25 protein-coding genes are annotated in these 26,861 nt (G+C 64.2%); 12 read left to right on the forward strand and 13 right to left on the reverse strand.

Going from position 1 to position 26,861, the window contains the following annotated elements; translation table 11 throughout:
• Positions 1 to 4: 4 nt before the first annotated feature.
• The 8 genes from I6F09_RS29425 to I6F09_RS29460 all read left to right on the forward strand — a co-directional run bounded on the left by I6F09_RS29425 (position 5) and on the right by I6F09_RS29460 (position 8,790).
• Complete coding sequence (locus I6F09_RS29425; protein WP_036024401.1) at positions 5 to 721, forward strand: LptA/OstA family protein; 717 nt, start codon at positions 5 to 7, stop codon at positions 719 to 721.
• Between the two features lie 224 nt (positions 722 to 945).
• The gene (gene lptB / locus I6F09_RS29430; RefSeq protein ID WP_036024403.1) at positions 946 to 1,959 is read left to right on the forward strand and encodes an LPS export ABC transporter ATP-binding protein; all 1,014 of its coding nucleotides are present in this window, start codon (positions 946 to 948) and stop codon (positions 1,957 to 1,959) included.
• Between the two features lie 90 nt (positions 1,960 to 2,049).
• Positions 2,050 to 3,687, forward strand: a complete 1,638-nt coding sequence (gene rpoN / locus I6F09_RS29435) for an RNA polymerase factor sigma-54 (protein ID WP_225128030.1) — start codon at positions 2,050 to 2,052, stop codon at positions 3,685 to 3,687.
• 81 nt (positions 3,688 to 3,768) lie between these two features.
• Positions 3,769 to 4,374 (forward strand): ribosome-associated translation inhibitor RaiA, encoded by a 606-nt coding sequence (raiA, locus tag I6F09_RS29440; protein WP_036009184.1) that lies wholly within the window; start codon positions 3,769 to 3,771, stop codon positions 4,372 to 4,374.
• Between the two features lie 219 nt (positions 4,375 to 4,593).
• Complete coding sequence (gene ptsN, locus I6F09_RS29445) at positions 4,594 to 5,055, forward strand: PTS IIA-like nitrogen regulatory protein PtsN (protein ID WP_008141251.1); 462 nt, start codon at positions 4,594 to 4,596, stop codon at positions 5,053 to 5,055.
• A gap of 347 nt (positions 5,056 to 5,402) precedes the next feature.
• Entirely contained in the window at positions 5,403 to 6,686 is a 1,284-nt protein-coding gene (locus I6F09_RS29450; protein ID WP_036024406.1) for an O-antigen ligase family protein, read from the forward strand.
• 13 nt (positions 6,687 to 6,699) lie between these two features.
• Positions 6,700 to 7,719, forward strand: a complete 1,020-nt coding sequence (locus I6F09_RS29455) for a cellulase family glycosylhydrolase (RefSeq protein WP_225189643.1) — start codon at positions 6,700 to 6,702, stop codon at positions 7,717 to 7,719.
• Positions 7,720 to 7,950: 231 nt separating this feature from the next.
• Complete coding sequence (locus I6F09_RS29460) at positions 7,951 to 8,790, forward strand: outer membrane beta-barrel protein (RefSeq protein ID WP_036009176.1); 840 nt, start codon at positions 7,951 to 7,953, stop codon at positions 8,788 to 8,790.
• Between the two features lie 36 nt (positions 8,791 to 8,826).
• On the opposite strand, the gene I6F09_RS29465 is transcribed toward I6F09_RS29460, so the two are convergent.
• Complete coding sequence (locus I6F09_RS29465) at positions 8,827 to 9,453, reverse strand: GNAT family N-acetyltransferase (RefSeq protein ID WP_036009173.1); 627 nt, start codon at positions 9,451 to 9,453, stop codon at positions 8,827 to 8,829.
• Positions 9,454 to 9,549: 96 nt separating this feature from the next.
• Positions 9,550 to 10,185: a TetR/AcrR family transcriptional regulator gene (locus I6F09_RS29470; protein ID WP_225189644.1), complete on the reverse strand. Its 636-nt coding sequence runs from the start codon at positions 10,183 to 10,185 to the stop codon at positions 9,550 to 9,552.
• 317 nt (positions 10,186 to 10,502) lie between these two features.
• Here I6F09_RS29470 and I6F09_RS29475 point away from each other — a divergent pair, with 317 nt between their 5' ends.
• Genes I6F09_RS29475 through I6F09_RS29485 form a run of 3 tightly spaced genes read left to right on the forward strand, consistent with a single transcriptional unit; the run spans position 10,503 to position 14,071 of the window.
• Complete coding sequence (locus I6F09_RS29475) at positions 10,503 to 11,306, forward strand: SDR family oxidoreductase (RefSeq protein ID WP_225189645.1); 804 nt, start codon at positions 10,503 to 10,505, stop codon at positions 11,304 to 11,306.
• 38 nt (positions 11,307 to 11,344) lie between these two features.
• The gene (locus I6F09_RS29480; RefSeq protein WP_036024411.1) at positions 11,345 to 12,475 is read left to right on the forward strand and encodes a DUF5938 domain-containing protein; all 1,131 of its coding nucleotides are present in this window, start codon (positions 11,345 to 11,347) and stop codon (positions 12,473 to 12,475) included.
• A 57-nt stretch (positions 12,476 to 12,532) separates the two neighbouring features.
• The gene (locus tag I6F09_RS29485) at positions 12,533 to 14,071 is read left to right on the forward strand and encodes an AMP-binding protein (RefSeq protein ID WP_225189646.1); all 1,539 of its coding nucleotides are present in this window, start codon (positions 12,533 to 12,535) and stop codon (positions 14,069 to 14,071) included.
• 101 nt (positions 14,072 to 14,172) lie between these two features.
• Here the strand turns inward: I6F09_RS29485 and I6F09_RS29490 are convergent, their stop codons facing one another.
• From I6F09_RS29490 to I6F09_RS29540, 11 genes are all read right to left on the reverse strand, one after another.
• The gene (locus tag I6F09_RS29490; protein WP_225189647.1) at positions 14,173 to 15,093 is read right to left on the reverse strand and encodes an FAD binding domain-containing protein; all 921 of its coding nucleotides are present in this window, start codon (positions 15,091 to 15,093) and stop codon (positions 14,173 to 14,175) included.
• Positions 15,090 to 17,777: a molybdopterin-dependent oxidoreductase gene (locus I6F09_RS29495; RefSeq protein ID WP_225189648.1), complete on the reverse strand. Its 2,688-nt coding sequence runs from the start codon at positions 17,775 to 17,777 to the stop codon at positions 15,090 to 15,092. The genes I6F09_RS29490 and I6F09_RS29495 overlap by 4 nt, the downstream gene beginning before the upstream one ends.
• Positions 17,774 to 18,436, reverse strand: a complete 663-nt coding sequence (locus I6F09_RS29500; protein WP_225189649.1) for a TetR/AcrR family transcriptional regulator — start codon at positions 18,434 to 18,436, stop codon at positions 17,774 to 17,776. The genes I6F09_RS29495 and I6F09_RS29500 overlap by 4 nt, the downstream gene beginning before the upstream one ends.
• Before the next feature lie 409 nt (positions 18,437 to 18,845).
• Positions 18,846 to 19,118, reverse strand: a complete 273-nt coding sequence (locus I6F09_RS29505) for a DUF1150 domain-containing protein (protein WP_007598581.1) — start codon at positions 19,116 to 19,118, stop codon at positions 18,846 to 18,848.
• Positions 19,119 to 19,168: 50 nt separating this feature from the next.
• Positions 19,169 to 19,594: an Hsp20 family protein gene (locus I6F09_RS29510; RefSeq protein WP_024338612.1), complete on the reverse strand. Its 426-nt coding sequence runs from the start codon at positions 19,592 to 19,594 to the stop codon at positions 19,169 to 19,171.
• A gap of 268 nt (positions 19,595 to 19,862) precedes the next feature.
• Complete coding sequence (locus I6F09_RS29515; protein WP_225189650.1) at positions 19,863 to 20,951, reverse strand: sn-glycerol-3-phosphate import ATP-binding protein UgpC; 1,089 nt, start codon at positions 20,949 to 20,951, stop codon at positions 19,863 to 19,865.
• Between the two features lie 108 nt (positions 20,952 to 21,059).
• A complete protein-coding gene (gene ugpE / locus I6F09_RS29520; RefSeq protein ID WP_225189651.1) occupies positions 21,060 to 21,908 on the reverse strand; it encodes a sn-glycerol-3-phosphate ABC transporter permease UgpE in 849 nt (282 codons plus the stop codon).
• Positions 21,908 to 22,789 carry a sn-glycerol-3-phosphate ABC transporter permease UgpA gene (gene ugpA / locus I6F09_RS29525; protein WP_225189652.1) on the reverse strand — a complete coding sequence of 294 codons (882 nt, stop codon included), beginning with the start codon at positions 22,787 to 22,789 and terminating at the stop codon, positions 21,908 to 21,910. The genes ugpE and ugpA overlap by 1 nt, the downstream gene beginning before the upstream one ends.
• Before the next feature lie 49 nt (positions 22,790 to 22,838).
• On the reverse strand, positions 22,839 to 24,155 hold the full coding sequence (gene ugpB / locus I6F09_RS29530; protein ID WP_225189653.1) for a sn-glycerol-3-phosphate ABC transporter substrate-binding protein UgpB: 1,317 nt from the start codon (positions 24,153 to 24,155) through the stop codon (positions 22,839 to 22,841).
• Positions 24,156 to 24,437: 282 nt separating this feature from the next.
• Positions 24,438 to 25,640, reverse strand: a complete 1,203-nt coding sequence (locus tag I6F09_RS29535; RefSeq protein WP_036009143.1) for a CaiB/BaiF CoA-transferase family protein — start codon at positions 25,638 to 25,640, stop codon at positions 24,438 to 24,440.
• Positions 25,641 to 25,820: 180 nt separating this feature from the next.
• Entirely contained in the window at positions 25,821 to 26,246 is a 426-nt protein-coding gene (locus I6F09_RS29540) for an organic hydroperoxide resistance protein (RefSeq protein WP_036009140.1), read from the reverse strand.
• 155 nt (positions 26,247 to 26,401) lie between these two features.
• Between I6F09_RS29540 and I6F09_RS29545 the strand changes: the two genes are divergently transcribed.
• Complete coding sequence (locus tag I6F09_RS29545) at positions 26,402 to 26,860, forward strand: MarR family transcriptional regulator (RefSeq protein WP_074447577.1); 459 nt, start codon at positions 26,402 to 26,404, stop codon at positions 26,858 to 26,860.
• Position 26,861 lies beyond the last annotated feature (1 nt).

The following is a 26,861-nucleotide window of genomic DNA, read 5'->3' on the forward strand; positions in this document are numbered from 1 at the left end:
TTTCATGATGAAGTTCTTCTCGCGCAACGACAACAGGCGCAGCGCGATCGTCAGCGCAGCCGCGCTTGCCTTTGGTGTCTTGATCGCATCCGGTGAAGGCCGCACGCAGAGTTCGGCGACTGCGCCCAACAACGCGCTGCAGGGCTTTACGCAAAACCGCGATCAGCCAATTCAGATCGAAGCGGCCTCGCTCGAGATGCGCGACAAGAAGAAGGAGGCGACCTTCTCCGGTAATGTGAAGGTCGTGCAGGGCGACACCACCATGACCTCGAAGACGCTGGTGGTGTTTTACGATTCGGGCGGCGGCGACAAGCCGGCCGCGCCGCAGCCTGCGGCGAAAGCGACCAAGAGCGCGCCGATGCAGTCGGCGCAGCCGGGTCCGGGCGGCAGCTCCTCGATCAAGCGGCTCGAGGCGCGCGGCAATGTCGTGGTCACCCAGAAGGACCAGGTGGTGACGGGGGAGACCGCCGTGTTCGACACCAAGACCAACCTGATCACCATGTTCGGCGGGGGCTCGGGCCAAGTCGTCATGACCCAGTGCAAGAACGTCATGCGGGGCGATCGGCTGACTGTGGATATGACGACCGGCGTGTCACGTGTGGAATCCGACAGCGGCCGGGTTCAGGTCCTGCTGCCGCAGGGCTCCAGCAACGATTGCGGTTCGGGCAAGCCCGGCGGCGCGCCGCCTTTGCAGTTACCCGGTGCAAGTAAACCAAAATGAATTCAACGGCTTGGTTCGGATGCGGCCGAAGCGAGGGTTGAAGCCTGCCCGGCGAGCCTGTATCTAGCGCGCAGGGCTTTCGAAGCGGGGTCCGCCGCTTTTCGGGCGTGTTTCACTGGGCATGAGACATTCCTTCACCCATGCTGCGTCGGCCAATCGCTCAGGCTGGCGCGACAGATCGCGCGGATTTCGCGCAAGACGACGCCAAAGGCTAGAAGGCGGGGATGGTCGATCTCTTCAGCATGTTCCGTCGGCGCCCCGCCAAGCGCGGCCGGCCAGGATTTGCGCGTCAGGACATCACTGCGCTCGGGGACAGCGTCGGCGGCCTCGTGCCCAGTCCCGTCAGGGACACGCCGATTGCCCGCGACCAGCCCCGCGGGCCCGACCAGTTCCAAGGTGACTACACGGGCGACTACGAGGCCGACTATCAGGCCGAGCCGCGTCCGCAGGCGGTTCATCCCGTCCGAACGGCCGCCAGGTCCAACGGTGCCGGCGCGCCGCAGCTGTTGAAGCGGCCCGGATTCCTGGCTGTGCATAGCGTGGAAAAGGCCTTTGGCAGCCGCCAGGTGGTGCGCGGCGTCAGCATCTATGTGCGCCGCGGCGAGGCCGTCGGCCTGCTCGGCCCGAACGGCGCCGGCAAGACCACCGTGTTCTACATGATCACCGGCCTGATCAAGGCCGATCGCGGCGCGATCGAGCTCGACGGCCACGACGTCACCAAGCTGCCGATGTATCAGCGCGCGCGGCTCGGCATCGGCTATCTGCCGCAGGAAGCCTCGATCTTCCGCGGCCTCACCGTCGAGCAGAACATCCGCGCCGTGCTCGAAGTGGTCGAGCCCTCGCGCAAGAAGCGCGAGCAGCAGCTCGACTCGCTGCTCGACGAGTTCAACATCACGCGCTTACGGAAATCACCGTCGATCGCGCTGTCCGGCGGCGAGCGTCGCCGCGTCGAAATCGCGCGCGCGCTGGCGACGCGGCCGAACTACATGCTGCTCGACGAGCCCTTCGCCGGCATCGACCCGATCGCGGTCGGCGACATCCAGGACCTCGTCCGCCATCTCACCAATCGCGGCATCGGCGTGCTGATTACCGACCACAATGTCCGCGAGACGCTCGGCCTCACCGACCGTGCCTATATCGTCTATGCCGGGGAAATCTTGACCGAGGGAACCCCGGATGAGATCGTTGCCGATCCGGACGTGCGCCGCCTTTACCTTGGCGAGGAATTCCGCCTCTAGCCCTTTTTTCCAATTCGTCAAGCCGTGTACATCGGGCTGAGACTAGGATAAGCAAAAATCGGACCAACTTTTGGGATCGGTTCTTGCTTCATGGCGCTTACGCAGAGATTAGAGTTCCGGCAATCGCAGTCGCTGGTCATGACGCCGCAGCTGATGCAGGCGATCAAGCTGCTGCAATTGTCCAATCTCGATCTCACGACCTTCGTGGAAGAGGAGCTCGAGCGAAACCCGCTGCTGGAACGGGCCAGTGACGAGGCCCCCGCGGGCGAAGCTTCGGCCGAGGCCGGCAGTTACGGCGATTCCGGGGGCGGCCAAGGTGACGGTCATGGCGATGGCCAGGGCGAGGACGGCTTCGGCGGCAGCGCGGAAGGCTTCGAGCCGGGCCAGGAAGAATGGATGAGCAAGGATCTCGGCACCCGCGCCGAGATCGAGCAAACCCTGGACACCGGCCTCGACAACGTCTTCTCCGAGGAGCCGGCCGAGGCGGCCGCGCGCAACGCGCAGGATGCCGCGCCAACCACCTATACCGAATGGGGCGGCGGCGCCTCCGGTGACGAAGACTACAATCTCGAAGCTTTTGTCGCGGCCGAGACGACGTTGTCGGGCCATCTCGCCGAGCAGCTCTCGGTTGCCTTCACCGCGCCCGCGCAACGCATGATCGGCCAGTACCTGATCGACCTCGTCGACGAGGCCGGCTATCTGCCGCCCGATCTCGGCCAAGCCGCCGAGCGTCTCGGCGCGTCGCAGGCCGAGGTCGAAAGCGTCCTCGCCGTGCTGCAAAAATTCGATCCGCCCGGGGTCTGCGCGCGTTCCTTAAGCGAATGCCTGGCGATCCAACTGCGCGAGCTCGACCGCTACGACCCCGCGATGCAGGCGCTGGTCGAGCATCTCGATCTGCTCGCCAAGCGCGACATCGCGGCTCTTCGCAAGATCTGCGGCGTCGACGACGAGGACATCGCCGACATGATCGGCGAGATCCGCCGCCTCAATCCCAAGCCCGGCATGAAGTTCGGCTCGGCGCGCCTGCAGACCATGGTGCCCGACGTCTATGTCCGCCCGGGTCCCGACGGCGGTTGGCATGTCGAGCTCAACAGCGACACCTTGCCGCGCGTGCTGGTCAACCAGACCTATTATTCCGAGCTGTCGAAGAAGATCGGCAAGGACGGCGACAAGTCCTATTTCACGGATGCGTTGCAGAACGCGACCTGGCTCGTGCGCGCGCTCGACCAGCGCGCCCGCACCATCCTGAAAGTGGCGACCGAGATCGTGCGCCAGCAGGACGGGTTCTTCACCCACGGTGTCGCCCATTTGCGCCCGCTCAATCTGAAGGCCGTCGCCGACGCCATCCAGATGCACGAATCCACGGTGTCGCGTGTCACCGCCAACAAATACATGGCGACCAACCGCGGCACGTTCGAGCTGAAATATTTCTTCACGGCCTCGATCGCCTCGGCCGACGGGGGCGAAGCGCATTCGGCGGAAGCGGTGCGTCACCACATCAAGCAGCTGATCGATTCGGAGGAGCCCTCCGCGATCCTGTCGGACGACACCATCGTGGAACGCTTGCGCGCCTCGGGCATTGATATTGCCCGCCGCACGGTCGCGAAGTACCGCGAAGCCATGCGCATACCTTCCTCGGTGCAACGCCGCCGCGACAAGCAGAGCGCTCTTGGTAACGTCCTCTCTACCGCCTTGTCCGATCGCTCCCGCAATCCCGAACCGGCCTGATTGCGCTGGCGCCAAATCGCGCTACTCTCGATGCCCCATCGAGACCGATCCAAGCTGGGCACCAACCAAGCGAGGCATCACATGACTCTCAGAATCTCGGGAAAGAGCATCAGCGTCGGCGAGGCGCTGCGCGGCCGCGTTGCCGACCGCACCGACGAGGTGCTGCGCAAATATTTCGACGGCAATTATTCCGGCCACATCACGCTGAGCAAGGACGGCTTCGGCTTTCGCACCGATTGCGCCCTGCATCTCGATTCGGGAATCACGCTGGAAGCCGATTCGAACGCACCGGATGCCTATGCCAGTGCCGACCAGGCGCTGGTGATGATCGAGAAGCGGCTGCGGCGCTACAAGAACCGGCTCAAGGACCGCTCCGCGCGCAAGGCCCATGCCGCCTCCGAGGCGATGGCTGCGCTCGACGCCACCAGCTATGTGCTGGAAGCGCCCGGAGAGGGCGAAGAGGAAGTCGCCGGCTACAGCCCCGTCATCATCGCCGAGCAAACCACGTCGCTGAAGCGGCTCTCGGTCAGCGAAGCCGTCATGGAACTCGACCTCAGCGGGGCACCCTGCCTGGTATTCCAGCATGGCTCGTCCGGCCGGGTGAACATCATTTACCGCAGGGCGGACGGCAATGTGGGTTGGATCGACCCGCCGGGAGCCAAGGTGGACGGCCAGGGCGGTGGCTAGGCCCGCCAGCCGGCGCCCGTACCATCCCGGCCCTTAACAATGACGGGGGCAAAGCCGCACGCGGGAGTTGGCACCGGGATTGCGTTGGAGTAGAAGCCCCCCACATCTGGATCGGGGCTAAGTCCGCCTCCTGCTTCATGTTATTGACGCCGGCCGAGCTTGGTCTATCAAGCTGGCCAAATCGGAACCTGACGGTTTAATTCACCTCGGAAAGCTTCCATGCCGATTACCGATCTGGTCGCACCCGAGGCGATTCTCCCGGCATTGAAAGTCAACAGCAAGAAGCAGGCCTTGCAGGAGCTGGCGGCCAAGGCCGCTGAGCTGACCGGGCAGAACGAGCGCTCGGTGTTCGAGGTGCTGCTGCAGCGGGAGAAGCTCGGCACCACCGCGGTCGGCTATGGCGTCGCCATTCCGCACGGCAAGCTGCCCAAGCTGGAGAAGATCTTCGGCCTGTTCGCGCGGCTCGATCGTCCGATCGACTTCGAGGCGATGGACGGCCAGCCGGTCGATCTCGTCTTCCTGCTGCTGGCCCCCGAAGGCGCCGGCGCCGATCACCTCAAGGCGCTCGCCCGCATCGCCCGCCTGCTGCGCGACCAGGACATCGCCAAGAAGCTCCGCGCCTCGCGCGATGCGCAGGCGATCTATTCGGTGCTCGCGCTGCCGCCGGCAACGGCGGCGTAACCTTCCGTCTTTCCCGCCCGGCAAGGACCCGATCGTCCCTCGCACCTGATTGTGAGGGCAGCGTCCCGTCATGCCACCTTGATCTCAAAGGTAGAAGGTAGGACAATCTTCCCGCTTGAGACGCACGGCACATTGGGCGGCGCCAACATCCGCTGAGAGCCGTTCGAAGCCGTGGACTGAGCGGACGTGACTGGGAATGGAATGACGCCGTTGCGCCTCGCCGCCGCGGCGGGAGAGCGGCTCTGGGAATCAGGCCTCGACCGGCCGATGCCCGCGGTAGGCGCGCGTGCGAAGGCGCTCGTAGTGCACGGTGTGGGAAGATCCGCCGCGCTTCAGGCGGTCCGCTCATGACCAGCCTGCACGATTCCGAGGAGGACGACAGCGCGATCTGGCAAGCGCCCGGCGTCGGCGTGGAAAAGCTCGCCAGAATCGTGATGCGTGGCTCGATCACCGTCAATGTGATCGCGTCGATGGGTGTCTTCAACCCCGCGCTGCTTCCCGCAGAATGGAGCTTCGTGCAACAGGCCGTTGCGCTGTTGATGTGGGTCATCCTGATCTATGCCAGTGCCTTCGTGCGTCCCTGCCTGCGCGTGCAGCCCAATCCCGATTTCATCGCGCTGGTCGCATTCTATGCTCTCGCCGCTGTTTCCGTGCTCTGGACCGGCCTCGCCACCGCGGCGATCATGAAGAGCGCGGCCCTCGTGATGACGACCTTCGGTGCGTACTGCCTGATCACGCGGATCGACATCGACGAGATCGTCGGAGCGACGGCGCTGGGACTCTTCATCTTGGTCGCCGCCTCGGCCCTGTGTGCGGTTTTCGTGCCCGAGATCGGCGTCGATCAGAGCTGGATGCACAACGGTCAGTGGCAGGGAATCTACGAATCGAAGCAGACTCTCGGCTTCATCAGCGCCTATCTGATGTTCTTTGCCTGCTATCAGAAGATGACGGGCCAGGGCTGGACAGTTTTTCTGCTGATGTTTCTCCTGGCATCGACATGCGTCATCGCCTCGGAATCCCGTGGTGCCGGTGCCGTTGCAATTGCCGCCGGTGCACTACTCATGACCTCCCTATGGTCGATCCGCTGCATGAGGATTTACGCGGTGCTGCCGGTCGTCATGTGCATCCTGGCTGCGCTCCTGATCCTGTATTTCTATGTCACGGGCTACGATTCCATCCATCTCGGCGAATCGACCATCAATTTGACCGAGCGAACCTTCATCTGGCAGTACGCCATCGGCCATTTCGACGATGCGCCGCTGCTGGGCTTCGGCATCAACGGGTTCTGGACGCGCCCTGCCATTTACGACTACTTCAACCAGAACCACGGCTGGGTGCTGGACAATTATCATAGCGGCTACATCGCGGTGGCGATGGAAACCGGATTCCTGGGATACGTGCTGTTCGTGGCGAGCGTCTATCTGTTCTCGGAAAAGGTCCTGTACCTGATCGCCACGCGGTCGATCGACCGTCGCCACTGCGCTCTCATCATCGGATTCGTCGTCCTCAGCTTTCAATCGAATTTCACGGAGACGATGTTCCTTCGCTCGACGATGTTCACCTCGGTGCTGCTCGTCGCATTCTTCTTCGCGGTGTGCAGGCCGGTGCCACAGCAAGGCCTGCAGCAATGATGGGGCAGGCAGGATGAATGCCATCTGCGTCCGCTGGGCTGTGATTTTCGGTCTCGCCTTCGCGCTCTCCGTGCTTGCTATCTGCTCCCCGGCAGAGGCCGCCGGACAGGCCGCGTCCGCTACCCCAAAATTGGGGCGCGGCATCAACATCCTCGGCTATGACGGCATTTGGGAGGGAGGCCGGAACGCGCCATTTCGTCTGGACAACCTCACCGCGATCAGGCGCGCCGGGTTCTCGCACGTCCGGATCAATTTCTTCGGCTTCAAGTTCATGGACCCGGAGAATGCGCTGGATGAGATCGTCTTGAGGCGGCTCGATGCCGTGATCGAGGAGGTGCTCGCCCGAAATCTCATCCCCATCCTGGACGAGCACGATACCCATATCTGTCAGCGCGACGTCTCCGCGTGCGCCGGGAAGCTGAAAGCGTTCTGGACGCAAATCGCCGCGCGCTATGCCGGAAAATATCCGAGGCTCGTCTTCGAGGTGCTCAATGAGCCGGGCGGGCAGATGACGTCCGCCGCCTGGAACGCCCTTCTGAACGAATGTCTCGGCATCATCCGCGCCACCAACCCCCGGCGGCCGGTGATCGCCGCGGTTCTCAACGTCGACGAGATGCCCGTCGAGGACTTGGTCCTGCCGCCGGATGACCGAAATATCATCGTCACGTTTCACTATTACGCGCCGATCCGCTTCACCCATCAGGGCGCACCGTGGTCGCCGACGTTCTCGCAAATAGGCCCGCTCGATTGGGGCACGCCGGAGGACGAGCAGAAGGCGCGCGCCGATTTCGACAAGATCCGGTCCTGGTCCGAACGGGAGAAGCGTCCGATCTATCTCGGTGAGTTCGGCGTATACGAGGCCGCGCCAGCCGAAGCACGGACGAGATATCTGTCGTTCGTGGCGCGAAGCGCGGAGCGGCTCGGCTGGGCCTGGGCCTATTGGCAATTCGATCATGATTTCGCAGCCTTCGACAGCGCGCGTCAAAGCTGGAAGCCGGAGATCATGCGGGCGCTGATGCCGGCGGGGCGGTGAGGCAGGGGCGTGACCTGAACTCGGCCGCGCCGGTGCGAAGCCATCCGACGATCGGATAGTTCAGCCTGGAGCGCCGTCATCAGGCTTAAGGCGCCGTGTTGCGGCGCGTTGTGATCAAACAGTATCGAAGTACCAAATGTATCGGAGTGTTGCTCCTCGAATACAGCGCGCGGAGGCCGGCCGATGTACCTTACCGGAGATTTCTATCGCTGATTGCTTCGGGGGTGACGAATGAAACGACTGCTGCTGGCGACGTCGGCTCTGATTGTCGCAGGCTCCGCTCAAGGTGCCGATCTGGGAGCTCGTCCCTACACGAAAGCGCCGGTTGCGGCGGCCGTGCCTTTCAGTTGGACCGGCTGCTATGTCGGGGGTCATGTCGGCGGCGGTGCGAGCCGAACGGGCTTCACGGATCCCGGCATCGGAACGGGGGCGGTCATCTCGCCTGCAATGACTATAGGCAGTGTGCCTGGTGATCGCATTGGGGTGAACGGAGACGTCGGAATTGTAGGAGGCGTTCAGGTAGGTTGCGACTACCAATTTGCCAGCAATTGGGTGCTCGGGATTGCCGGCGATTTCACGGCCACCGATCTTCACGGCACCGCCAACGATCCCTTCTTCGCCGGAAAGACCGGCGCGCCCGCCACTCTATCGAGCCGCACCGACTGGGTCGCCAGCGTCACGGGTCGGGTCGGCTACACATGGGATCGCTTGCTCGTTTATGGCAAGGGCGGCGTCGGGTTTGCGCATGACCGATACAATCTGAACAATTTCTCGTCGATTGGCGGCTTCTTTTGTCCCGGTGTGGGATTCCTCGTTTTTGAGCCCTGCAATTCAAGCGCCAGCACCGATCGTGTCGGCTGGGTGGCAGGTGCCGGTGTCGAGTGGGCCTTCGCCCCGAACTGGTCGGCCTTGGTCGAGTACACTCACTACGGCTTCGACAGCAAGCGCGTGGGATTCGCCAATCCAGCCGCCGCCACCACCGCGTTGATCGATATTCGTCAGGACATCGATATCGTGAAGGTAGGTATCAACTATCGGTTCGGCGGGTCACCCGTCGTCGCGAAGTACTGATTGATCGCTTAAGCAGACAAAGGGAGCGGCCGGGGCTCAACCTCGCGCCGCTTCCATGCGATTCACGATCCGCTGCCCGATCGGGCTCTTCAACCAGGCCTGGAAACCGGGCCGGTCCCAGATCATCCGACGCAATACCAGAAGCGATCCATCCGTATGCGATCGCACCGGTTTTTCGGGTTCGGGCTCGAGCGTCCATCCGAGCTTGGACAGATATTGAATGGTCGTCTGATTGCGCTCCAGCACGAACGCGCGGATGCGGCTCAGCTTGAGATCGTCGAACACGAACCTGAGCAGCGGAATGAAGGTGTTCACCGTCGCTCCGGCATTGCGGTGCTCCTTTTCTCCGATCACGGCGCTGACGAGCGCCTCGCTCGCCGCCGCGTTGATGTCGAGGCGGATGAAGCCGACATGGATGCGGCTGCCGCGCTCGAATATCCCGAGCAGGAGCCGTTCGCGCTGATCGAAGGATTTGATGTAGTCGGCGATCTCCGCCTTGGTCATCGCGCGCGGTGACGTGTTGAGGACATGCACGGTCCAGGGATCGGACAACCAGTCCGCCCAGCGCTGCGAGGCGTCATCGCGCTTGATGGTGCGCAGAAAATAGCGCCCGGCCGGAAACCACAATTGCTGCTTGGGCAGACGTTCAACTTTCGGCGGCATGCCGCATCTAAGCAGTTTCGAGTCGGACGATCAATTTGGATGGCGCAACGTGCAGGCCTCGAGCGGCGACGCCTTCGTGGGCGCCGCTCGTGCGCGTCAGCAGACCGTCGGCAGCAGGCGCCGGACTTCGTCGAGCAGTTCGGGGACCGCCCTCTTGTCACCCGCGAGGTGCTTGAGCAGCGCACTCTGGAACAGACCGTCGAACAGCGCGTAGAGCGCGCCTGGCGACGACGCCGGCCGCTTGCCGCCGAGCTCGGCATAGCGCGAGGCAATGCGCCAGATCATCGCTTCCAGGCTCTTGTCGATCTCGAGGACATCCTTGCGAAACGCCGCCTCGAACATCGCCTGCGAGCGCAAATCGTACCAAAGCCGGTGCATGCGGGCTTCGTTCTGCAGCGTTGCTGCGAGCTTGGCGATGAAGCCCTCCGTCAATTCGTCGCGGCTCGTCGCTGTCGCGACGACCTCGTCATAGCGCGTCACGCACTTGGCCTTGTAGTGGCGAACGCAGCAGCAGATCAGGTCGAGCTTGTCGCTGAAATAATAGTGGAACACGCCGTGCGTGAACGCCGAGTTCTGCGCGATCTCCCGCAGGCTGGTCCGGGCGAAGCCGAGCTCTCCAAGCGTTTCGAGCGCGGCCTCGGCAAGCTCGATGCGTCGCGCGTTGAACTTGTCGTCCCGCACGATCTCCGCCGCGGCCTCTCGCTTCGCCGCTCCTGTCGCTTGCCGCGCCATCGTCGCGCTGTCTCCCGTCTCTTGGTCACCACGATCACGTCGTCGGTCATCGTCTACAGACCATCCTCTTTGACAACTGTCAAATTTTTTCCTTGACAACTGTCAAGTTCCGGGAGGAGTGTGCGCGCCAAGAAATTTGGACAGTCGTCAAGACGTCAGCAAATGGAGGAAATGCACCCGCCGGCGCCGCGCCGCCGGAACGGACTCGCATGCCGTTGCGCAACCGCGCCGGCACCGTGCTGCCAATCGCAGCGCGCACCGATCATCAGCGAACAGATCAGTCCAAAAGATCAGTCCAAGCAAAGGGAGGACGTGCGATGAGTGAGAAGAGTCTTGATGGCCGCAAAGCTCTGGTCACCGGCGGAGCCCGCGGGATAGGAGCGGCTATTGCAGAAGCACTGGCGCGCTCCGGTGCGGGGGTCATGATCGGCGACATTCTCGATGACGCCGGCAAGGATAGCGCCGGCAAGATCGCCAGGCTCGGAGTGAAGACCGGCTTCGTGCATCTCGATGTCGCCGACGATGCGCAGTGGGAGAAAGCGACTGCTGCGACGGTCGCCACCCTCGGCGGCTACGACATCCTCATCAACAATGCCGGCATTGAGATCACGTCGCTGGTCAGCGAGATCAGGGCCGAGGATGCGCGGCGGATGTGCGACGTCAACATCGTCGGCACCGTGCTCGGCATGAAGCACGCCTTCCGCGCGATGCGGCCGGGTGGACCGGCGGGCAAAGGCGGCGCGGTCGTCAACATCGCGTCTGTCGCGGCGACGATCGCCTTCCCGAGCATCGCGGTCTATTCCGGCACGAAATCCGCGGTCGATCGCATGACACGGGTCGCTGCGATGGAGGCCGGCAAGCTCGGTTATGGCGTCCGCGTCAACTGCATCTATCCTGGCTTGATCCCGACCGACATGGGCCTGCAGCTGGCCAACGACATCGTCAAGATCGGTCTCGCGCCCGACGTCAACGCCGCGGTCGGCTCGGTGGTGGAGCAGACGCCTCTCGGCAAGCTCGCGGAGGTCGGCGACATCGCCAATGCTGCGGTGTTCCTGTGCTCGAACGAAGCCCGCTTCATCACCGGCATCGGACTGCCGGTCGATGGCGGCATGGGAATGTGAGCTGCAAACCCGACAACGAACATTTCGGAGGAACGACAATGAGCGCGAAGAAGCCCGTCATCGTCTATGGCGCGTCCGGCTACACCGGCCGCCTGGTCTGCGAATACTTACGCGAGTACAACATCCCCTTCATCGCCGCGGGGCGCAGCGCGGAGAAGCTCAACGCCGCAATGAAAGCGAACGTGGCCGGTATCGAGACCGCCGACTACGAGGTGGTGGAAGTGCCGCACACCGTGAGCGCACTGACGGAGTTGTTCAACGGTGCCTCGGTGGTGCTCAACACCGTGGGTCCGTTCGCCAGGTTCGGCGCCGAGGTGGTGCAGGCCTGCTGGGCGTCCCGATGCCACTACACCGACACCACCGGCGAGCAGGACTGGCTGATCACGCTCGAGCAGGAATGGGGCACGAAGTTCGCCAATGCCGGCCTGCTGCTCGCGCCGGGCATCGCGCAGATGTACACCACCGGCGAGATCGCCGCGCAGCTGTGCCTGGAGACGCCCGGCCTCGATACGCTAGATATCGCCGTGTTCTGGGGCGGCAGCCCGACCATCGCCTCGACGCAGACCATCCTGGTCAACGCCGCGATGGCAAAGGCCTACTATCTGGAGCAGAACAAGTATGTCGAGCATCAGGCGGATGCCGGCCTCTACAACCTCGCCATCCCCGGCCAGCATGAGCTCGCACTGGCGCTGCCCTGGGGCGGCACCTCGCACCCGGTGTGGTTCAAGCGCGATCCGCGCGTGGCCAACGTGAAGGTGCTGGGCGGCGTGTTCAACCGCGCGCTGATGCTGGGCGTGCCGCAGATCGTCGCCGCCGCGCTGGACGCGACCAAGAACATGAACCCCGACGACCGCTACACTGCTCTGGCGCAGACCGCCGCCGGCGTGATGAACACCATGCCGCCGCGCGAGAACCCGCGCGTCAACAAGTCGCTGGATTCGGTGCATGCCTCTGGCCCGCTCGGGCGCGCGCACTGCGTCATCAACGGCAACAGCAATTACAAGCAGACCGGCTTGTTGCAGGCCTATGCCGCGGCGCATCTGCTGCAGCAGCCGCCCAAGCGCGTGGGTTTCGCCTCCGGTTGCCAGGCGTTCGGTCATCACGAGCTGCTCGGCCAGCTGCGCAGCTTCGGGCTGGTCAGCAGACCGATCCTCACCGTGCACGACTGAGCAAGATCGCGGGTGGCGCGGTCGCGCGCCACCCGCCAGCAGTTTCGGGGATTGGCCATGCGCTTTATCGATTACCTCGACAAAGGTGCTTCGCTCGGCGCTGATGCGCCGTGCCTGACCATGGACGGTCGCGATCTCAGCTATCGCGAGGTGCAGCAGCTGAGCTATCGCGTCGCGCGCGGGCTCGCGCGATCGGGTATTGCTGCCGGCGAGAAGGTCGCAATCCTTTCCGGCAACGATCCGGTCGCGTTTGCATGCGTGTTCGGGATTTCCCGCGCGGGCTCGGTTTGGTGCCCGATCAATCCGCGCAACGAGGCGGCCGAGAACCGGCTCATCCTCGACCAATTCGACTGCAGCCTGCTGCTGTTTCACTCGAGCTTCGCGCCGATGGTCGAGGCGGTGCGTGCAGAGCTGCCGAAGCTGCGTGTCCTCGTCTGCCTCGATGCCGAGTTGCCCTTCGCGCCCTCGTTCGACGGCTGGCTCGCGGGCCTGTCCGCCGACCGATATCAACGCGAGACGGTCGACGATCTCGCGATGCTTCCCGGCACCGGCGGCACCACCGGAAAGCCGAAGGGAGTCATGCTGTCGGGTCGCAACATCGAGGCCATGACGGCACTGACGCTGATGGGCTATCCCTTCAAGGGTCGTCCGGTCTATCTCGCGCTCGCGCCGTTGACCCATGCGGCCGGTGTGCTGTGTTTCCCGATCATGGCGCTCGGCGGCCGCATCGTGATCATGCATCACCCCGACATCGCCGAATTCCTCGAATTGATCGAGCGCTACCATGTCACGCACACCTTCCTGCCGCCGACATTGATCTACATGCTGCTCGATCATCCCAAGCTCGACTCGGCGAAGCTCGGGTCTCTGCAATGCTTCTGGTACGGCGCGGCACCGATCTCGGCCGCACGGCTTGCGGAGGCGCTCCGGCGCATCGGGCCCATGGCGCAGTTGTTCGGTCAGACTGAAGCGCCGATGATGATCTCGATGATGGCACCGGATGAGCATTACAATGCCGATGGCACGATCGCGATGGAGCGCCTCGCCTCGGCGGGGCGGATCAGCCCGTTGGTGCAGGCCGGCATCATGGATGGCGACGGCAATTTGCTGCCGACCGGCTCACGCGGCGAGATCGTGGTTCGCGGCTCGCTGGTGATGGAAGGCTACTACAAAAATCCCGAAGCCACGGCGGAGGCCTCCGCGCATGGCTGGCACCACACCGGCGACATCGGCTACATCGACGACGATGGCTACCTCTACATCGTCGATCGCGCCAAGGACATGATCATCACCGGCGGGTTCAACGTCTATTCGATCGAGGTCGAGAACGCGCTGCGGGCGCATGAGGCGGTACAGGATTGCGCCGTGATCGGCCTCGCGGACGAGAAATGGGGTGAGCGTATCGTCGCCGTGGTGCAGCCCCGTGCCGGCCAGAGCGTCGATGCGACGGCGCTGGCGGCCTTCGTCAAGCAGCGGATCGGCAGCGTCAAGACACCGAAGCAGATCGAAGTCTGGGACGATCTGCCGCGCTCCAAGGTCGGCAAGGTGCTGAAGCCGGATATCCGTGGGCGGCTGGCAGGTCGCTCAGGCGGCTAGCTAAAGCATGATCCTGAAAAGTGCGAAGCGCTTTTCCGGAGAGATCATGCGTGAACAACAACCTAAAGCGCGATGATGATTCATCCCATTCTCATCGCGCTTCAGCCCGAAAGCCGCTCCAGCACGTCGCGCACCAGCCCTTGCAGGAGATCGAGCTTGTAGGCCGTCATCGGCAATGGCTTGGCACCCGAGCTCGCCGCTTTCGCCGCTTCTGCGATCGATGCCGCATTGGCAATCTTGTCACTGAGCGCGACTTCCACGGCGGTGAGGCGGAGCGGCACGGGCGCGACGCCGCCTGCAGCGAGACGCACGAGCTGGAACTTGCCGCCGGCGATGACGACGCGGGCGCAGAGTTCCACCAGCGGCCATTCCGCATAGGTCCGGCTGATCGCCCGCTTGTAGGAAGCGCGCTCGCCCTCGAGCGGAGCAGGAAGCGCAATGCTCTTGATCATCTCGCCTGCTGCGAGTGTATGATCGGCGTGCGCGACCGAGCCGTCGCCGAGCAGATCGCCAATCGTCAATCCGCTGCGCCGGTCCGTGGTGATGGTCGCATCATAGGCGAGCAGAGCCGCCGCCATGGTCGAGGGATGCGGCGCGATGCACGGTCCGAGATCGAAGGCAACGCCATAGAGATGATTGCCGGAACGGGCAGGGCAGGTGCTGCCGCCTTTCTTCAGGCAATCGATGTCGGCCCGGCGGAAATACCAGCAGCGTGAACGCTGCGCGAGATTGCCGCCGAGCGTGGCAACGTTGCGCACCTGTGGCGTGGCGAGTCCCTGCGCGCTCGCCGCAATGCCGGGATAAGCGGCGAGGATGCGAGCGTCGGTCGCGATCGTGGCGATGGTGGCGAGCGCGCCGATCCGGGCCGCTCCATCGGCTCCCCAGCTGATCGTCTTGTCGCCGCTGGTCGAGATATCGATCAGCATTCCTTGGGACACGCCGCTGCGGCGGCGTTCGCTGAAGTCGGTGCCTCCGGCGCGGAATTCAGGCGTGGGATTGGCGGTGATGACGGCGACACTCATGCTGCATCCCTCCCTTTCAGCGCGGCCACAAGACGATCGGGCCGGAACGGAATTTCGGTCAGTCTCACGCCGATCGCATCGCGAATGGCGTTGGCGATCGCGGGCGAGGTCGGCACGGTGGCGACTTCGCCGATGCCGACGCTGCCGCCCGGCACATGCTCGAAACCGGCCTCGTCGAAATGCACGTCCAGTTTCGGCATGTCGGCAATGCCCGGAATGCGGTAATCCTCCATGCTGCCGCTCAGGATGTGGCCGCTCGAAGGATCGGCCTCCCGCGACTCATAGAGTGCGTAGCCGATGCCCTGGATCACCGCGCCCGCGGCTTGGCTTCGTGCCAATGCCGGCGCGGCGAGCTTGCCGACCGCGAGGCCCGTATAGGCGTTGAGCACGCGCACATGGCCGAGCCAGGTATCGACCTCGACTTCCATCACCTGCACCGAGCTCGGCACGCCGGCGCCGACCACCATGTGGTTCATCAGACGCAGCACCCAACCGAACACCCGGCCCATGATGCCCGCCTCGTGCAGCGCGGGCCTGACGCCGGGCGGCGGCTTGCCGTCCTCCTGGCGTTTGGCCGACACGGCGATATCAGGGGAGGCCGCGATCATCTCGCGCCACGGCGCGTTCGAGCCCGGAGCAGGTGTGCGAGAGGCGGTGCGCCTGATTTCCGCTTTCAGCTTGTCGATGGCGAGCAAGGTCGGCGGCACCACCGAGGCGGTGACGCGGCTGCCGCCGGAGCCCGGTCCGCGCGGCAGGCTGGAGCGGCCGATGCGAACGTCCACATCATGCGGCTCGAGATCGAACGCCTTCGCGACGGTGTTGGCGATCACGCTGCGTGTGCCCGTGCCGATATCCTGGACCGCGCAGCTTGCGACGATGCGGCCGCCCTTGATCGCGAGTTCGACCGAGGAGCCGGTCTGCCAGAGATAGAGCCAGTAACCGGTGGCGACGCCGACGCCGCGCCGGTAGCGGCCGGTCTGCGATGCGGCTGGCTTGCGGCTCTTCCAGACGTCGAGGCCGGCAGCCCAGTCGTACAGTCGCTGGCGGTTGGGATCGGGGTCCCAGAGCTTGCGCAGGTGAATCGGATCGACCTTCATGCGCAGTGCGGCTTCGTCGACCGCCTGCTCCAGCGCAAACGACATCGGCGGACCGCCGGGGCCGCGGAACGGCGCGCCGGGCGGCAAATTGCTGAGCACGTCGAAGTCGACGAGCTCCTTTGCTTCGGCCGGATAGATCAGCCGCGCCAGGCCCGCGATCAGCGAGTTCACGGCGGCGCCGGTGTCTGCATGGGCAGTGAGCGACAGCGCCTTGAGGCGGCCTTCCGCAGAAGGCAGCAAGGACAGCTTCAGCTCGGCGGCCGGACGATAGCCGGTGACGGAAAGCTCCTCTTCACGATCGAAGGCGACGCGCACCGGCGCTTTCGCGGCGCGCGCAAGCTCGATCGCGGCGATGGTCTCCAGCCCAACGCTGCCCTTGGAGCCGAATCCGCCGCCGACATGATCGGCGATCACACGCACCTTGTCGTGCGGAAGGCCATAACGCTTGGCGATCTTCTCCATGCTCTCGTGGATGGCCTGGGTCGAGATGTGCACAATGAGCTGATCGCCATCGAACCTGGCCACGGCGGCATGTGGTTCGAGGCTTGCGTGCTGTTGCGTCGAGACGCGAAAGGTCTCCTCGACCAGCAGCGGATTGCGTTGCTGGCGCGCCTCGTCAAGCCAGCTCTTGGCGCGCTTGGCTTTCTGCGAGAACGGCGCCGAGGGCCCGCGCACATTGCCCTTCCACGACACCGGAGCGCCGCCTGCGCCCTCGGACACGTTGCCGGCACGCTTGCGGTCCTTCTTTTCGAACACGACCGGCGCATCGTCGCGTCGCGCTGCATCGAGCCCGATCACGGCGGGCAAAGGCTCGGGCTTGAAGGTGATCGCGGCGATGGCCTGCAGTGCGGTGCGGCGATCCCCGGCCGCGACGGCTGCAATCGGCGCGCCGACGAAGCGGACCATGTTGTCGTCGTCGAGCAGCGGAACGACCGCGGCAACACCGGCAATGGCGCGGGCCGGCGCCAGATCAAGCCCGGTGATCCTCGCATGCGCGACGTGCGCGCGCAGGATGACGCCTTCGAGCTGTCCGTCATGGTGGACGTCGACGGTGTAGCGGGCCAGTCCCGTCACCTTGTCGCGGGCTTCCAGCCGCGGCGCGATGGGCTCGTTACCGTCGAAGCGGCCCGAGCATGCTTCGGCGACGGCGCGATAGATGCCTTCATAGGCGCCGCAGCGGCAGAGATGTCCCGATAGCGCGGCGGCGATCTCCTCGCGCGAGGGTGTCGCCGCGCCCTTGGTCGCGCGCCAGCCGTCATGGAAGGCGGCGGCTTCGACGACGAAGCCGGGTGTGCAGAAGCCGCATTGCAGGGCGTCGTGCGCCATGAACGCCTTCTGCACCGGATGCAATCCGGCGGCTCCGACGCCCTCGACGGTCGTCAGCGATTTGTCGGCGGCCGCCTGCGCCGGCAACAGGCAGCTCACGACCGGCGTGCCGTCGAGCAGCACGGTGCAGGCGCCGCAGACGCCGGAGCCGCAGACGAGTTTGGTGCCGGTGAGGCCGCCATCGCGGATCACGTCGATCAAGAGCGCATCCGGATCGTCGGGCAGCGCCAGAGGCCGTCCATTGATGGTCGTGCTGGTCATTTTCGAACTCCCGTTTTGCGTTGGGACTTCTTTGCGGACGGCGCCATCGCGCCGGCGATCAGCATGCGCAGCATGGTCTCGAGCTGTTTCAGGAACGCGTCAACCGGCTGCATGGCAGGGAAAGCGGATTTGGTGCCGTGGATCGCCATCTCGACGCAGCGCGCGAGCTCGCGCACGCTGACGCCGCTTTCGAGGTTAAGCTTTCGCTTGCGGCACACCCGCGCGATCGTGGTTGCGATCTCTTCTGCGAAACGGTTGGAATAGCTCTGGTAGAGGTCGCGCGCCTGCGCGAGGTGCTCGGAAAACAGCTCCTCGGTATGGGGCGAGTCCTTGAGCGAAGCGAGCAGCGACTGCATTCGCGCGCCGATCTCGGCGACCAGGATGTCGGCAAGCTCGAGGCCCGCTTCTTCCGCCGCCTTCGCGGCCGCGATTTCCGCAGCGAGCCCCTGCGCGTAGATCCGCTCGAGCACGGCGCGAAACAGCGCCTCCTTGGAGGCGAAGTGATGATAAAGCGCCTGCCGCGTCAGTCCGGCTTCCTCCGCCGCCAGCTCGATCGAGGAGCGGCGGAAGCCGTGGCGCCGGAACACGCGCAAGGCAGCGTCGAGGATCCGGTCCTGGGGAGGGGCCTTGGCCTGCATTTTGTCAGATTTGACAAACACGAACGAAATGTCAAATCACGGATTGATGACGGTCTCGTGTGCGGCAAGAGGCAAGGCCGCACCCGCAGGGATATCGCATTTGAGAGTTTTTCCTGCGGCCATCCTTCGAGACGCCCGCTTGAGGCGGGCTCCTCAGGATGAGGTCGGAGTGCGCGGCAGCAACGGGACCTGACGCTGATTAGCCTCATCCTGAGGAGGCGCGTCAGCGCCGTCTCGAAGGACGAGGCGTGCGCGCAGACCGCCGCCACAAGTCACATGCGATTGCCCCGCCGCACGCGGGCGGGGACGTCACCGAATTCCCGTCGGCTGGCGATGGCGACGCGAATACCTCGCCGCTCAAATGAAAACGGGCACGCCTTCTTGCGAAGGCATGCCCGTTTGAAACCCTATTCGTGCGACGCGCGCGTGCTTAGTGCACGCTCACCGCTTGCAGCTCGTTGCTCCAGGCGTTGGCGATCGCAGCTTCCCGGCTGTCGGTCAGCATGATCGGCGTGCCGTCGGCGGCGTGGAGCGCGAAAAGCTTGAGGCCCGGCGCGATCTTGGGCGCCTCGGGGAACAGGCCCGGCACGTCCTCGGAGCGGATCTGCTTCACATAGGCGATATGGCCTTCGCCCAGGGTTGCCAGCGTCTCCGGAGAGACGTTCTTGGCTTCGTATTCGAACGCAACGTGACCTTCACTCATGGTCTCGACTCCTCTGGAACACTAAGCGGTCGAGTCCGCTACTCGTTCCATTATTCGTGCTCATTGATAGCGATTGTCTTAACGATCCGCTCCGGTTCAGGCCGGGCCAGATCGATCGACAACAACCCGTTCTTCAGATCCGCACCCAGCACCAGCATCCCCTCGGCCAGCACGAAGGTGCGCTGGAAGTGGCGCGCGGCGATGCCGCGATGGATGTATTGCCGGGTCTTGTCGTCCTGCTGCCGCCCGCGGATCACGAGCTGGTTTTCCTCAATGGTTACATCGAGTTGATCGCGCGTAAATCCGGCGACCGCCAGCGTGATGCGCAAACGCTCGGGCTGGCCGTCCGTGCGGTCGCACCTCTCGATATTGTAGGGAGGATAACCGTCGGCGCCCTTGACGACCCGATCGAGCACGCGCTCGATCTCGTCGAAGCCCAGCAGGAAGGGACTGGAGAGCGTTGGAACACGAGACATAGTTTACAAAGTCCTCTCGAAGCGACTTTGGTGCATCAGGGCCCGCGAGCGGCGCCCCTTGATCAGCAATATGGGCATGTTCCCCTGTGGGTTCAAGGACGTAGCGGGGGAGGCTGTGGATGGGCCACTTTCCGCCTTCGCCCGAATGCCTGGTTCGTCATGGTTGGCATGACGCTTCGTGCGAGGCGATTTATCCCAACAAAAACAAACCCCCTTCTACTGTGCATGGGGTTGTTTTCGCACTTTAGTCGTCGGGCTCCGGAGCCGCTCAGCTCTTGAGCCGCGTCCGCCCGTCGTCACTGAACAGATGCAGCTTGGCCCGCACCGCCGCGACACGGATTCTCGCGCCGATGGCGGGCGCTTGGGTTCCGGGAATACGGACGATGACCTCACCCGGCGGCAGCTCGCCGGGCGTAGCGGCGACGCGCTGGTCCTCCTGCTCGCGGGAGCCGTAGACGAAGGTCTCGGCGCCGACGCGCTCGATGGCTTCGACGGTGAGCGGCAGGACGAGGCCGCCGGCCGGCGTCTCGTCGGTGATGACGAAATCCTCCGGGCGGATTCCGACGATGCCGGCATCGGCCGCGGCGCTGCCGGCGAGCTGCGACCGGATCTCCTCGGGCCGCGTCGACATCAAGTTCATCGGCGGCGCGCCGATGAAGGAGGCGACGAAGGTCGTGGCCGGCTTCTCGTAGATATCAAGCGGATTGCCGACCTGCTCGACCTGGCCGCCGTTCATCACCACGAGGATGTCGGCCAGCGTCATCGCCTCGAGCTGGTCATGGGTGACGTAGATCGACGTCGTGTTGAGCCGGCGCTGCAATTTGCGGATCTCGACCCGCATCGCGATGCGCAGCTTGGCGTCGAGGTTGGACAGCGGCTCGTCGAACAAAAACACCTTCGGCTGGCGCACGATGGCGCGGCCCATGGCGACGCGCTGGCGCTGGCCGCCGGAGAGCTGGCGCGGCTTGCGCTCTAGCATGGCGGAGAGCTCGAGCACGCGCGCGGCTTCCTCGACGCGGGTCTTGATCTCGGCCTCGGCCATGCCGCGGTTGCGCAGGCCATAGGCCATGTTGTTGTAGACGCTCATATGCGGATAGAGCGCGTAGTTCTGGAACACCATCGCGATGTCGCGATCGGCGGGCTCTACTCCGTTGACGACGCGGCCGCCGATGTCGATCTCGCCGCCGGTGACCGTCTCCAGCCCCGCGACCATGCGCAGCAGCGTGGACTTGCCGCAGCCGGAGGGGCCGACCAGCACGCAGAACTGTCCGTCGCCGACATCGACGTCGACGCCCTTGATGGCCTCGAAGCCGCCGGGATAGGTCTTGCGGACGCTGCGCAGGGTGACGTTAGCCATGGGTTGCACCGGCGAGTAGCGAGTAGGGAATGGCGAATGGGGACTTGTTAGCACGCAAGGCGGACGCAGCGACCCCATTCGCCACTCGCCATTCACTATTCGCCATCTTCACTTTTCCGTCTCGACCAGGCCGCGCACGAACAATTTCTGCATGGCGACGACGACGAACACCGGCGGCAGCATGGCCAGCACGGCGGTTGCCATCACGATCGGCCATTCGGTCAGCGCGTCGGTGGTGGTGATCATCTTGCGGATGCCGATCTGGATGGTCTGCATGTCGTCGCGCGTGGTGATCAAGAGCGGCCAGAGATATTGATTCCAACCGAGGATGAACAGGATCACGAACAGCGCCGCCATGTTGGTGCGCGACAGCGGCAAGAGCGTATCCCAGAAGAAGCGGAAGGGGCCGGCGCCGTCAATGCGCGAGGCCTCCAGCAGCTCGTCCGGCACGGTCATGAAGAACTGGCGGAACAGCAGCGTCGCGGTGGCCGATGCGATCAGCGGCAGCGACAGGCCGGCATAGCTGTCGAGCATGTGCAGGTCGGCGACGATCTTGTAGGTCGGATAGATGCGGACTTCGACCGGCAGCATCAGCGTGATGAAGATCAGCCAGAACAGCGCCATCCGGAACGGGAAGCGGAAATACACGATCGCATAGGCCGAGATGATCGAGACCGCGATCTTGCCCAGCGCGATCAGGAGCGCCATCACCAGCGAGTTCAGCATCATGTTGCCGACCGGCTCGCGGGTCGAGCCGCTCGTGCCGACGAAGATGGTCTGGTAATAGGTCTCGAAGAAATGACCCCCGGGCAGCAACGACATCTGCCCGTTGGCGATCACCGCGTTGTCCTGGGTCGACGCCACGAAGGCGAGATAGACCGGGAAGGCGACGATCGCGATCCCGATCCAGAGGATGACATGGGCAATGTAGCGCCGAAAGCCTTCTTCCTCGACCATCAGTAGGTCACCTTGCGTTCGACGAAGCGGAACTGGATGCCCGTCAGCACGATCACCATGATCATCAGGATCACCGATTGCGCCGCGGAGCTGCCGAGGTTTCCGCCGAGCAGGCCGTCGGTATAGACCTTGTAGACCAGCGTCTCCGTCGACTTGCCCGGACCGCCGCGGGTCATGGTGTCGATGATGCCGAACGTGTCGAAGAAGGCGTAGACGATGTTGACGACCAGGAGGAAGAAGATGGTCGGCGACAGCAGCGGGAAGATCACGGTCCAGAACCTGCGCATCGGGCGCGCACCGTCGATCGCGGCCGCCTCGATCACGCTTCTGGGGATGCTCTGCAGGCCGGCGAGGAAGAACAGGAAGTTGTAGGAGATCTGCTTCCAGGCGGCGGCCAGGATGATCAGCGCTGCGGCCTGGTCGCCGTCGAGCAGCGGATTCCAGTCGATGCCCAGCGCCCGCAGGTAGCGCGAGAGCACGCCGAGCGAGGGATGCAGCATGAAAATCCAGAGCACGCCGACGACCGGCGGCGCGACCGCGTAGGGCCAGATCAGCAGCGTGCGGTAGAGCATCGAGCCGCGCAGCGGCTTGTCCGCCATCACGGCGAGCAGCAGCGCGAACGACAGCGACGACACCGCGATCGCGAACGAGAAGAAGAAGGTGCGCAGGATCGCCTCGAAATAGGCGCGCTCCCTGAACAGCTCGATGTAATTCTCGAACCAGACGAAGCTGGTTGACAGGCCGAAGGCGTCCTGGAGCAGGAAGGACTGGATCATCGCCTGCAAGGCGGGCCAGTAGAAGAAAATCAGAACGATCGCGAGCTGCGGCGCAACCAGCGCATAGGGCAATAGCTTCGATTGGAAAATGGCTTGCTTTTGCATGATGCCCGCGGGGGCGGCAGGCCGGCTGACCGGCCTGCCGCTTGTCGCCTTACTTCACGGCGGTCTTTTCGAACTGGCGCAGCATGGTGTTGCCGCGCTCGACGGCCGCGTCCAGCGCCTGCTTGGCGGTCTTCTTGCCGGCCAGGGCCTGCTCGATCTCTTCCGCCCAGACGTCACGGAGCTGCACCATGTTGCCGAGGCGCAGGCCGCGCGAATTCTGGGTCGGCTCCTTGTTGGTCAGCTCGAGCAGCGGCGTCTCCAGATAGGGCTGGTCCTTGTAGAAGCCATCCGCCTTGGCCTTCTCATAGGCCGCCTTGGTGATCGGCAGATAGCCTGACGCCTTGTGGATGTAGACTTGGCGATCGGTGTCCGAGAGGAAGCCGAAGAATTTGGCGACGCCCTTGTACTCGTCGGCCGACTTGCCGCCCATCACCCAGAGCGAGGCACCGCCGATGATCGAGTTCTGCGGCGCGCCTTTGGCGTCCGGATAATAGGGCATCGGCACCGCGGTGAAGGCGAACTTGGCCTGCGCCTTGACGTTGCCGAAGAACGCCGACGAGGTCAGGTACAGCGGGCATTCGCCCGACGTGAAGCGGCCTTCGCCGGTGTTGGTGCGGCCGGCATAATCGTAGGTCTTGTCCTTCTGGAGCTCGACCAGGTTTTCGAGGTGCTTGACCTGGAGCGGCCCGTTGAATTCCAGCACGGTGTCGAAACCGTCGAGGCCGTTGGCCTTGCTGGCGAGCGGCACGTTGTGCCAGGCGGAGAGCTGCTCGAGATTGACCCAGGTGACCCAGGAGTTGGAGAAGCCGCAGGTGGCGTGCCCGGCCGCCTTCAGCTTCTTGGCGGCGTCGAACACTTCGGGCCAGGTCTTCGGGATCTCGACATTCGCTTTCTTCAGCGCGTCGAGATTGACCCACATCACGGTCGAGGACGAGTTGAAGGGGAAGGACAGCATCTCGCCCTTCGAGGTCGAGTAGTAGCCGGTGATCGCGGGCAGATAGGCCTTCGGATCGAACTTCTCGCCGGTCTCGGCCATCAGCTTGTAGACCGGCTTCACGGCGCCGGTCGCCGCCATCATGGTGGCCGTGCCGACCTCGAACACCTGCATGATGTGCGGCGCGTTGCCGGCGCGGAACGCGGCGATGCCGGCGTTCATCGTGTCGGCGTAGTTGCCCTTGTAGGTCGGGATCACCTTGTAGTCGCTCTGCGTGGTGTTGAAATCGTTGGCGAGCCTGACGATGACGTCGTTGTTGGCGCCGGTCATCGCGTGCCACCACTGGATTTCGGTCACGGCAAGCGCCGGCGACGCGCCGAGACCAATTGTGAGTGCGACGGCCGCCGCCGTGCCAAAATGTCGAAGAGCCATCAAGAACCTCCCTTGCCCGTCACTAAAGAAGCGCTTGCGCTAGCAGCGCCATATGACGTTCACATGACTGTGTAAGCGGGAGAAACGAAAGCAGCAAGCGCGGCCAAATGGGAAGTTGTCAAATAGGCCAAGACGGAGCCGTCAGCCAACTCGTTCGCGCTGCACATGCGTGCGCGCGCCGCAGTGCGGCATTGAGATGAGGCACTATCGCGCCGCGGGCTCCGAACCTCTCCCACTTGCAAGCGGGAGAGGGAGCGCACCACCGTTGACGCTCGCCTTAGCTCAGCGTTTCCGCTCGGGACCGCAGACCGTGCCTTTTTCGACCATCGCGTCGATCTCGGCCTTGGAGTAGCCGAACTCGCCCAGCACCTCGGCCGCATGCTGGCTGAATTTCGGCGGCACGCGGCGCAGGCTCGGCTTGCTGCGGTCGAGCCGGATCGGCGAGGCAACGCCCTTGTACCAGTCCTTCTCGATAATATCGCCACGCGCGATCGTGTGCGGATTGGTCAACGCCTGGTCGATCTTCTGCACGGGACCTGCAGGCAGGCCGGCCGCGAGCAGGCGGTTGCACAGCGGCTCGGCCTCGTGCTGGCTGAACACGGCCGCAAGCTCGGCGCGCAGTGCCTCGCGATTGGCGATGCGGTCCTTGTTGCGGGCAAAGCGCGGATCGGTGCCGAGCTCGGGTTTGCCGATCTCCTTCGCCAGCTTGCGGAAGGTGCCGTCATTGCCGACGCCGATGAAGATGTTGTCGGTCTTGGTCGGGAAGATCGCGTAAGGCACGAGGTTCGGATGCTCGTTGCCGGTGAGACCAGGCGGCTTGCCATGCATGAAATAATTCGCGGTGTGCGGATGCATGATGGCAAGGCCGGTCTCGTACAGCGTCGTCTCCAGGAACTGCCCCTTGCCCGACCGCTGCCGCTCCGACAGCGCCATCAGGATGCCGATCGCCGCATAAAGTCCGGTGGTGATGTCGACCAGCGGCACGCCGATCCGCATCGGCCCGCTCTCGGGCGAGCCGGTGGCTGCGATCATGCCGGTCATGGCCTGGATGATGGCATCATAGCCGGGGTTGCCGCCGCGCGGGCCGTCGGCGCCGAAGCCGCAGATCCGGCAATGCACGAGGCGGGGATATTTCTTGCTGAGGACGTCGTTGCCGATGCCCCATTTCTCCAGCGTGCCCGGCTTGAAATTCTCGATCAGGACGTCGGCGGTCTCCAACATCTTGAGCAGCACGATTCGGCCGCCTTCGGAGGCGAGGTCGAGGCCGATCGAGCGCTTGTTGCGGTTGATGCCGACGAAATAGGCCGCATCCTCCTCGTGGAACGGAGGGCCCCATTCGCGCACCTCGTCGCCCGCGGGCGGCTCGACCTTGATCACGTCGGCGCCGTGGTCGGCGAGGATCTGGGTGCAGTAGGGGCCGCCGAGCACGCGCGTGAGATCGATGACGCGCAATCCGCTCATGGCGCCCGTTGCTGCTTCAGTCATGCCTTCGCTTCCCTGTGTCGATCATTGGATCACAGGCCTAGCGAGGTTTGTTTGCGCCAGCAATGGCGCCGAGCGTGGAGCCGTATGCGCCGCCGAGCAGCCATGCCGCAGCATGGCAAATTCAGTCGGATGCGGCCGGCCCGAGGGGGGATTCCCGGGCCAGCCAATCCGCGCTGCCGATCAGACCACCGTCAGGCGAACGTCGACATTGCCGCGCGTGGCATTGGAGTACGGGCACACCTGGTGCGCCTTCGCCACCAGCGCCTCGGCGTCTGCGCGGGCAAGGCCCGGCAGCGAGACCGCGAGGTCGATATCGAGGCCGAAGCCGCCCTCGGAGCGCGGGCCGATGCCGACGGTCGAGGTGACCGAGGCGTCGGCAGGCACCTTCGGGCCGCCCTGCGAGGCCACGAACTTCATCGCGCCGATGAAGCAGGCGGCATAGCCGGCCGCAAACAGCTGCTCGGGATTGTTGCCAGCGCCGCCGCCACCGCCGAGCTCCTTCGGCGTGGTGAGCTTGACGTCGAGCGCGCCGTCGAGGGTCGCAGCATGGCCGTCGCGGCCGCCGGTGGCCTTGGCGCTGGTCTTGTAGAGGACGTTCACGGACATTGTCGTCTCCTCGGGTCTTTCCGGGTTGGGGTGTAAGCTTTATCGCAGACAATTAGATTGCGCGCAATCTAATTCGTCGCGCCTCACATTTAATTGTTCGCAATTGAATGTGGCGCCGGCCGGGCCCAGAATGGGAGAAACGCGCAGGATTCTTCATGGCCCGGAAATCAACGGCGGTAGACCCGCTTCGTCTCGACAACCAGATCTGCTTCGCGGTCTATTCCGCTACGCACGCCTTTAACCGCGTCTACAAGCCGCTGCTCGATCGGCTCGGCCTGACCTATCCGCAATATCTGGTCATGCTGGTGCTGTGGGAGCGCGACGACGTGCCGGTCAAGGAGATCGGCGAGAAGCTGTTCCTGGATTCGGGCACGCTGACGCCGCTGCTGAAGCGGCTCGAGGCCGCCCATCTCGTCAGGCGCACCCGCTCGCGTGAGGACGAGCGTCAGGTTCTGATCGCCCTGACGCCGCAGGGCCATGCACTGAAGGAGAAGGCCCGCAGCGTGCCGCAATCGATCCTGGCGGCATCGGACTGCTCGGTGTCGGAGCTGGTCGCGATGAAAGACGAGATCGTCGCGCTGAGGGATCGGCTGAATGCGGTGATCGGGGAGTAGG

The organism is Bradyrhizobium sp. IC3195 (assembly GCF_020193585.1).
GTDB classification, from domain to species: domain Bacteria; phylum Pseudomonadota; class Alphaproteobacteria; order Rhizobiales; family Xanthobacteraceae; genus Bradyrhizobium; species Bradyrhizobium yuanmingense.

Bases quoted from the DNA above. Each gene is read 5' to 3' on its own strand.
- I6F09_RS29455 (WP_225189643.1), top strand. From the start codon at position 6,700: ATGAATGCCATCTGCGTCCGCTGGGCTGTGATTTTCGGTCTCGCCTTC.
- I6F09_RS29485 (WP_225189646.1), top strand. From the start codon at position 12,533: ATGCGCTTTATCGATTACCTCGACAAAGGTGCTTCGCTCGGCGCTGAT.
- I6F09_RS29510 (WP_024338612.1), bottom strand. From the start codon at position 19,594: ATGTCTCGTGTTCCAACGCTCTCCAGTCCCTTCCTGCTGGGCTTCGAC.
- rpoN (WP_225128030.1), top strand. From the start codon at position 2,050: ATGGCGCTTACGCAGAGATTAGAGTTCCGGCAATCGCAGTCGCTGGTC.
- I6F09_RS29450 (WP_036024406.1), top strand. From the start codon at position 5,403: ATGACCAGCCTGCACGATTCCGAGGAGGACGACAGCGCGATCTGGCAA.
- lptB (WP_036024403.1), top strand. From the start codon at position 946: ATGGTCGATCTCTTCAGCATGTTCCGTCGGCGCCCCGCCAAGCGCGGC.
- I6F09_RS29425 (WP_036024401.1), top strand. From the start codon at position 5: ATGATGAAGTTCTTCTCGCGCAACGACAACAGGCGCAGCGCGATCGTC.
- I6F09_RS29460 (WP_036009176.1), top strand. From the start codon at position 7,951: ATGAAACGACTGCTGCTGGCGACGTCGGCTCTGATTGTCGCAGGCTCC.
- I6F09_RS29490 (WP_225189647.1), bottom strand. From the start codon at position 15,093: ATGAGTGTCGCCGTCATCACCGCCAATCCCACGCCTGAATTCCGCGCC.
- I6F09_RS29465 (WP_036009173.1), bottom strand. From the start codon at position 9,453: ATGCCGCCGAAAGTTGAACGTCTGCCCAAGCAGCAATTGTGGTTTCCG.
- I6F09_RS29475 (WP_225189645.1), top strand. From the start codon at position 10,503: ATGAGTGAGAAGAGTCTTGATGGCCGCAAAGCTCTGGTCACCGGCGGA.
- ugpE (WP_225189651.1), bottom strand. From the start codon at position 21,908: ATGGTCGAGGAAGAAGGCTTTCGGCGCTACATTGCCCATGTCATCCTC.
- raiA (WP_036009184.1), top strand. From the start codon at position 3,769: ATGACTCTCAGAATCTCGGGAAAGAGCATCAGCGTCGGCGAGGCGCTG.
- ugpB (WP_225189653.1), bottom strand. From the start codon at position 24,155: ATGGCTCTTCGACATTTTGGCACGGCGGCGGCCGTCGCACTCACAATT.
- I6F09_RS29540 (WP_036009140.1), bottom strand. From the start codon at position 26,246: ATGTCCGTGAACGTCCTCTACAAGACCAGCGCCAAGGCCACCGGCGGC.
- I6F09_RS29505 (WP_007598581.1), bottom strand. From the start codon at position 19,118: ATGAGTGAAGGTCACGTTGCGTTCGAATACGAAGCCAAGAACGTCTCT.
- I6F09_RS29470 (WP_225189644.1), bottom strand. From the start codon at position 10,185: ATGGCGCGGCAAGCGACAGGAGCGGCGAAGCGAGAGGCCGCGGCGGAG.
- I6F09_RS29545 (WP_074447577.1), top strand. From the start codon at position 26,402: ATGGCCCGGAAATCAACGGCGGTAGACCCGCTTCGTCTCGACAACCAG.
- I6F09_RS29515 (WP_225189650.1), bottom strand. From the start codon at position 20,951: ATGGCTAACGTCACCCTGCGCAGCGTCCGCAAGACCTATCCCGGCGGC.
- ugpA (WP_225189652.1), bottom strand. From the start codon at position 22,789: ATGCAAAAGCAAGCCATTTTCCAATCGAAGCTATTGCCCTATGCGCTG.
- I6F09_RS29480 (WP_036024411.1), top strand. From the start codon at position 11,345: ATGAGCGCGAAGAAGCCCGTCATCGTCTATGGCGCGTCCGGCTACACC.
- I6F09_RS29495 (WP_225189648.1), bottom strand. From the start codon at position 17,777: ATGACCAGCACGACCATCAATGGACGGCCTCTGGCGCTGCCCGACGAT.
- I6F09_RS29535 (WP_036009143.1), bottom strand. From the start codon at position 25,640: ATGACTGAAGCAGCAACGGGCGCCATGAGCGGATTGCGCGTCATCGAT.
- ptsN (WP_008141251.1), top strand. From the start codon at position 4,594: ATGCCGATTACCGATCTGGTCGCACCCGAGGCGATTCTCCCGGCATTG.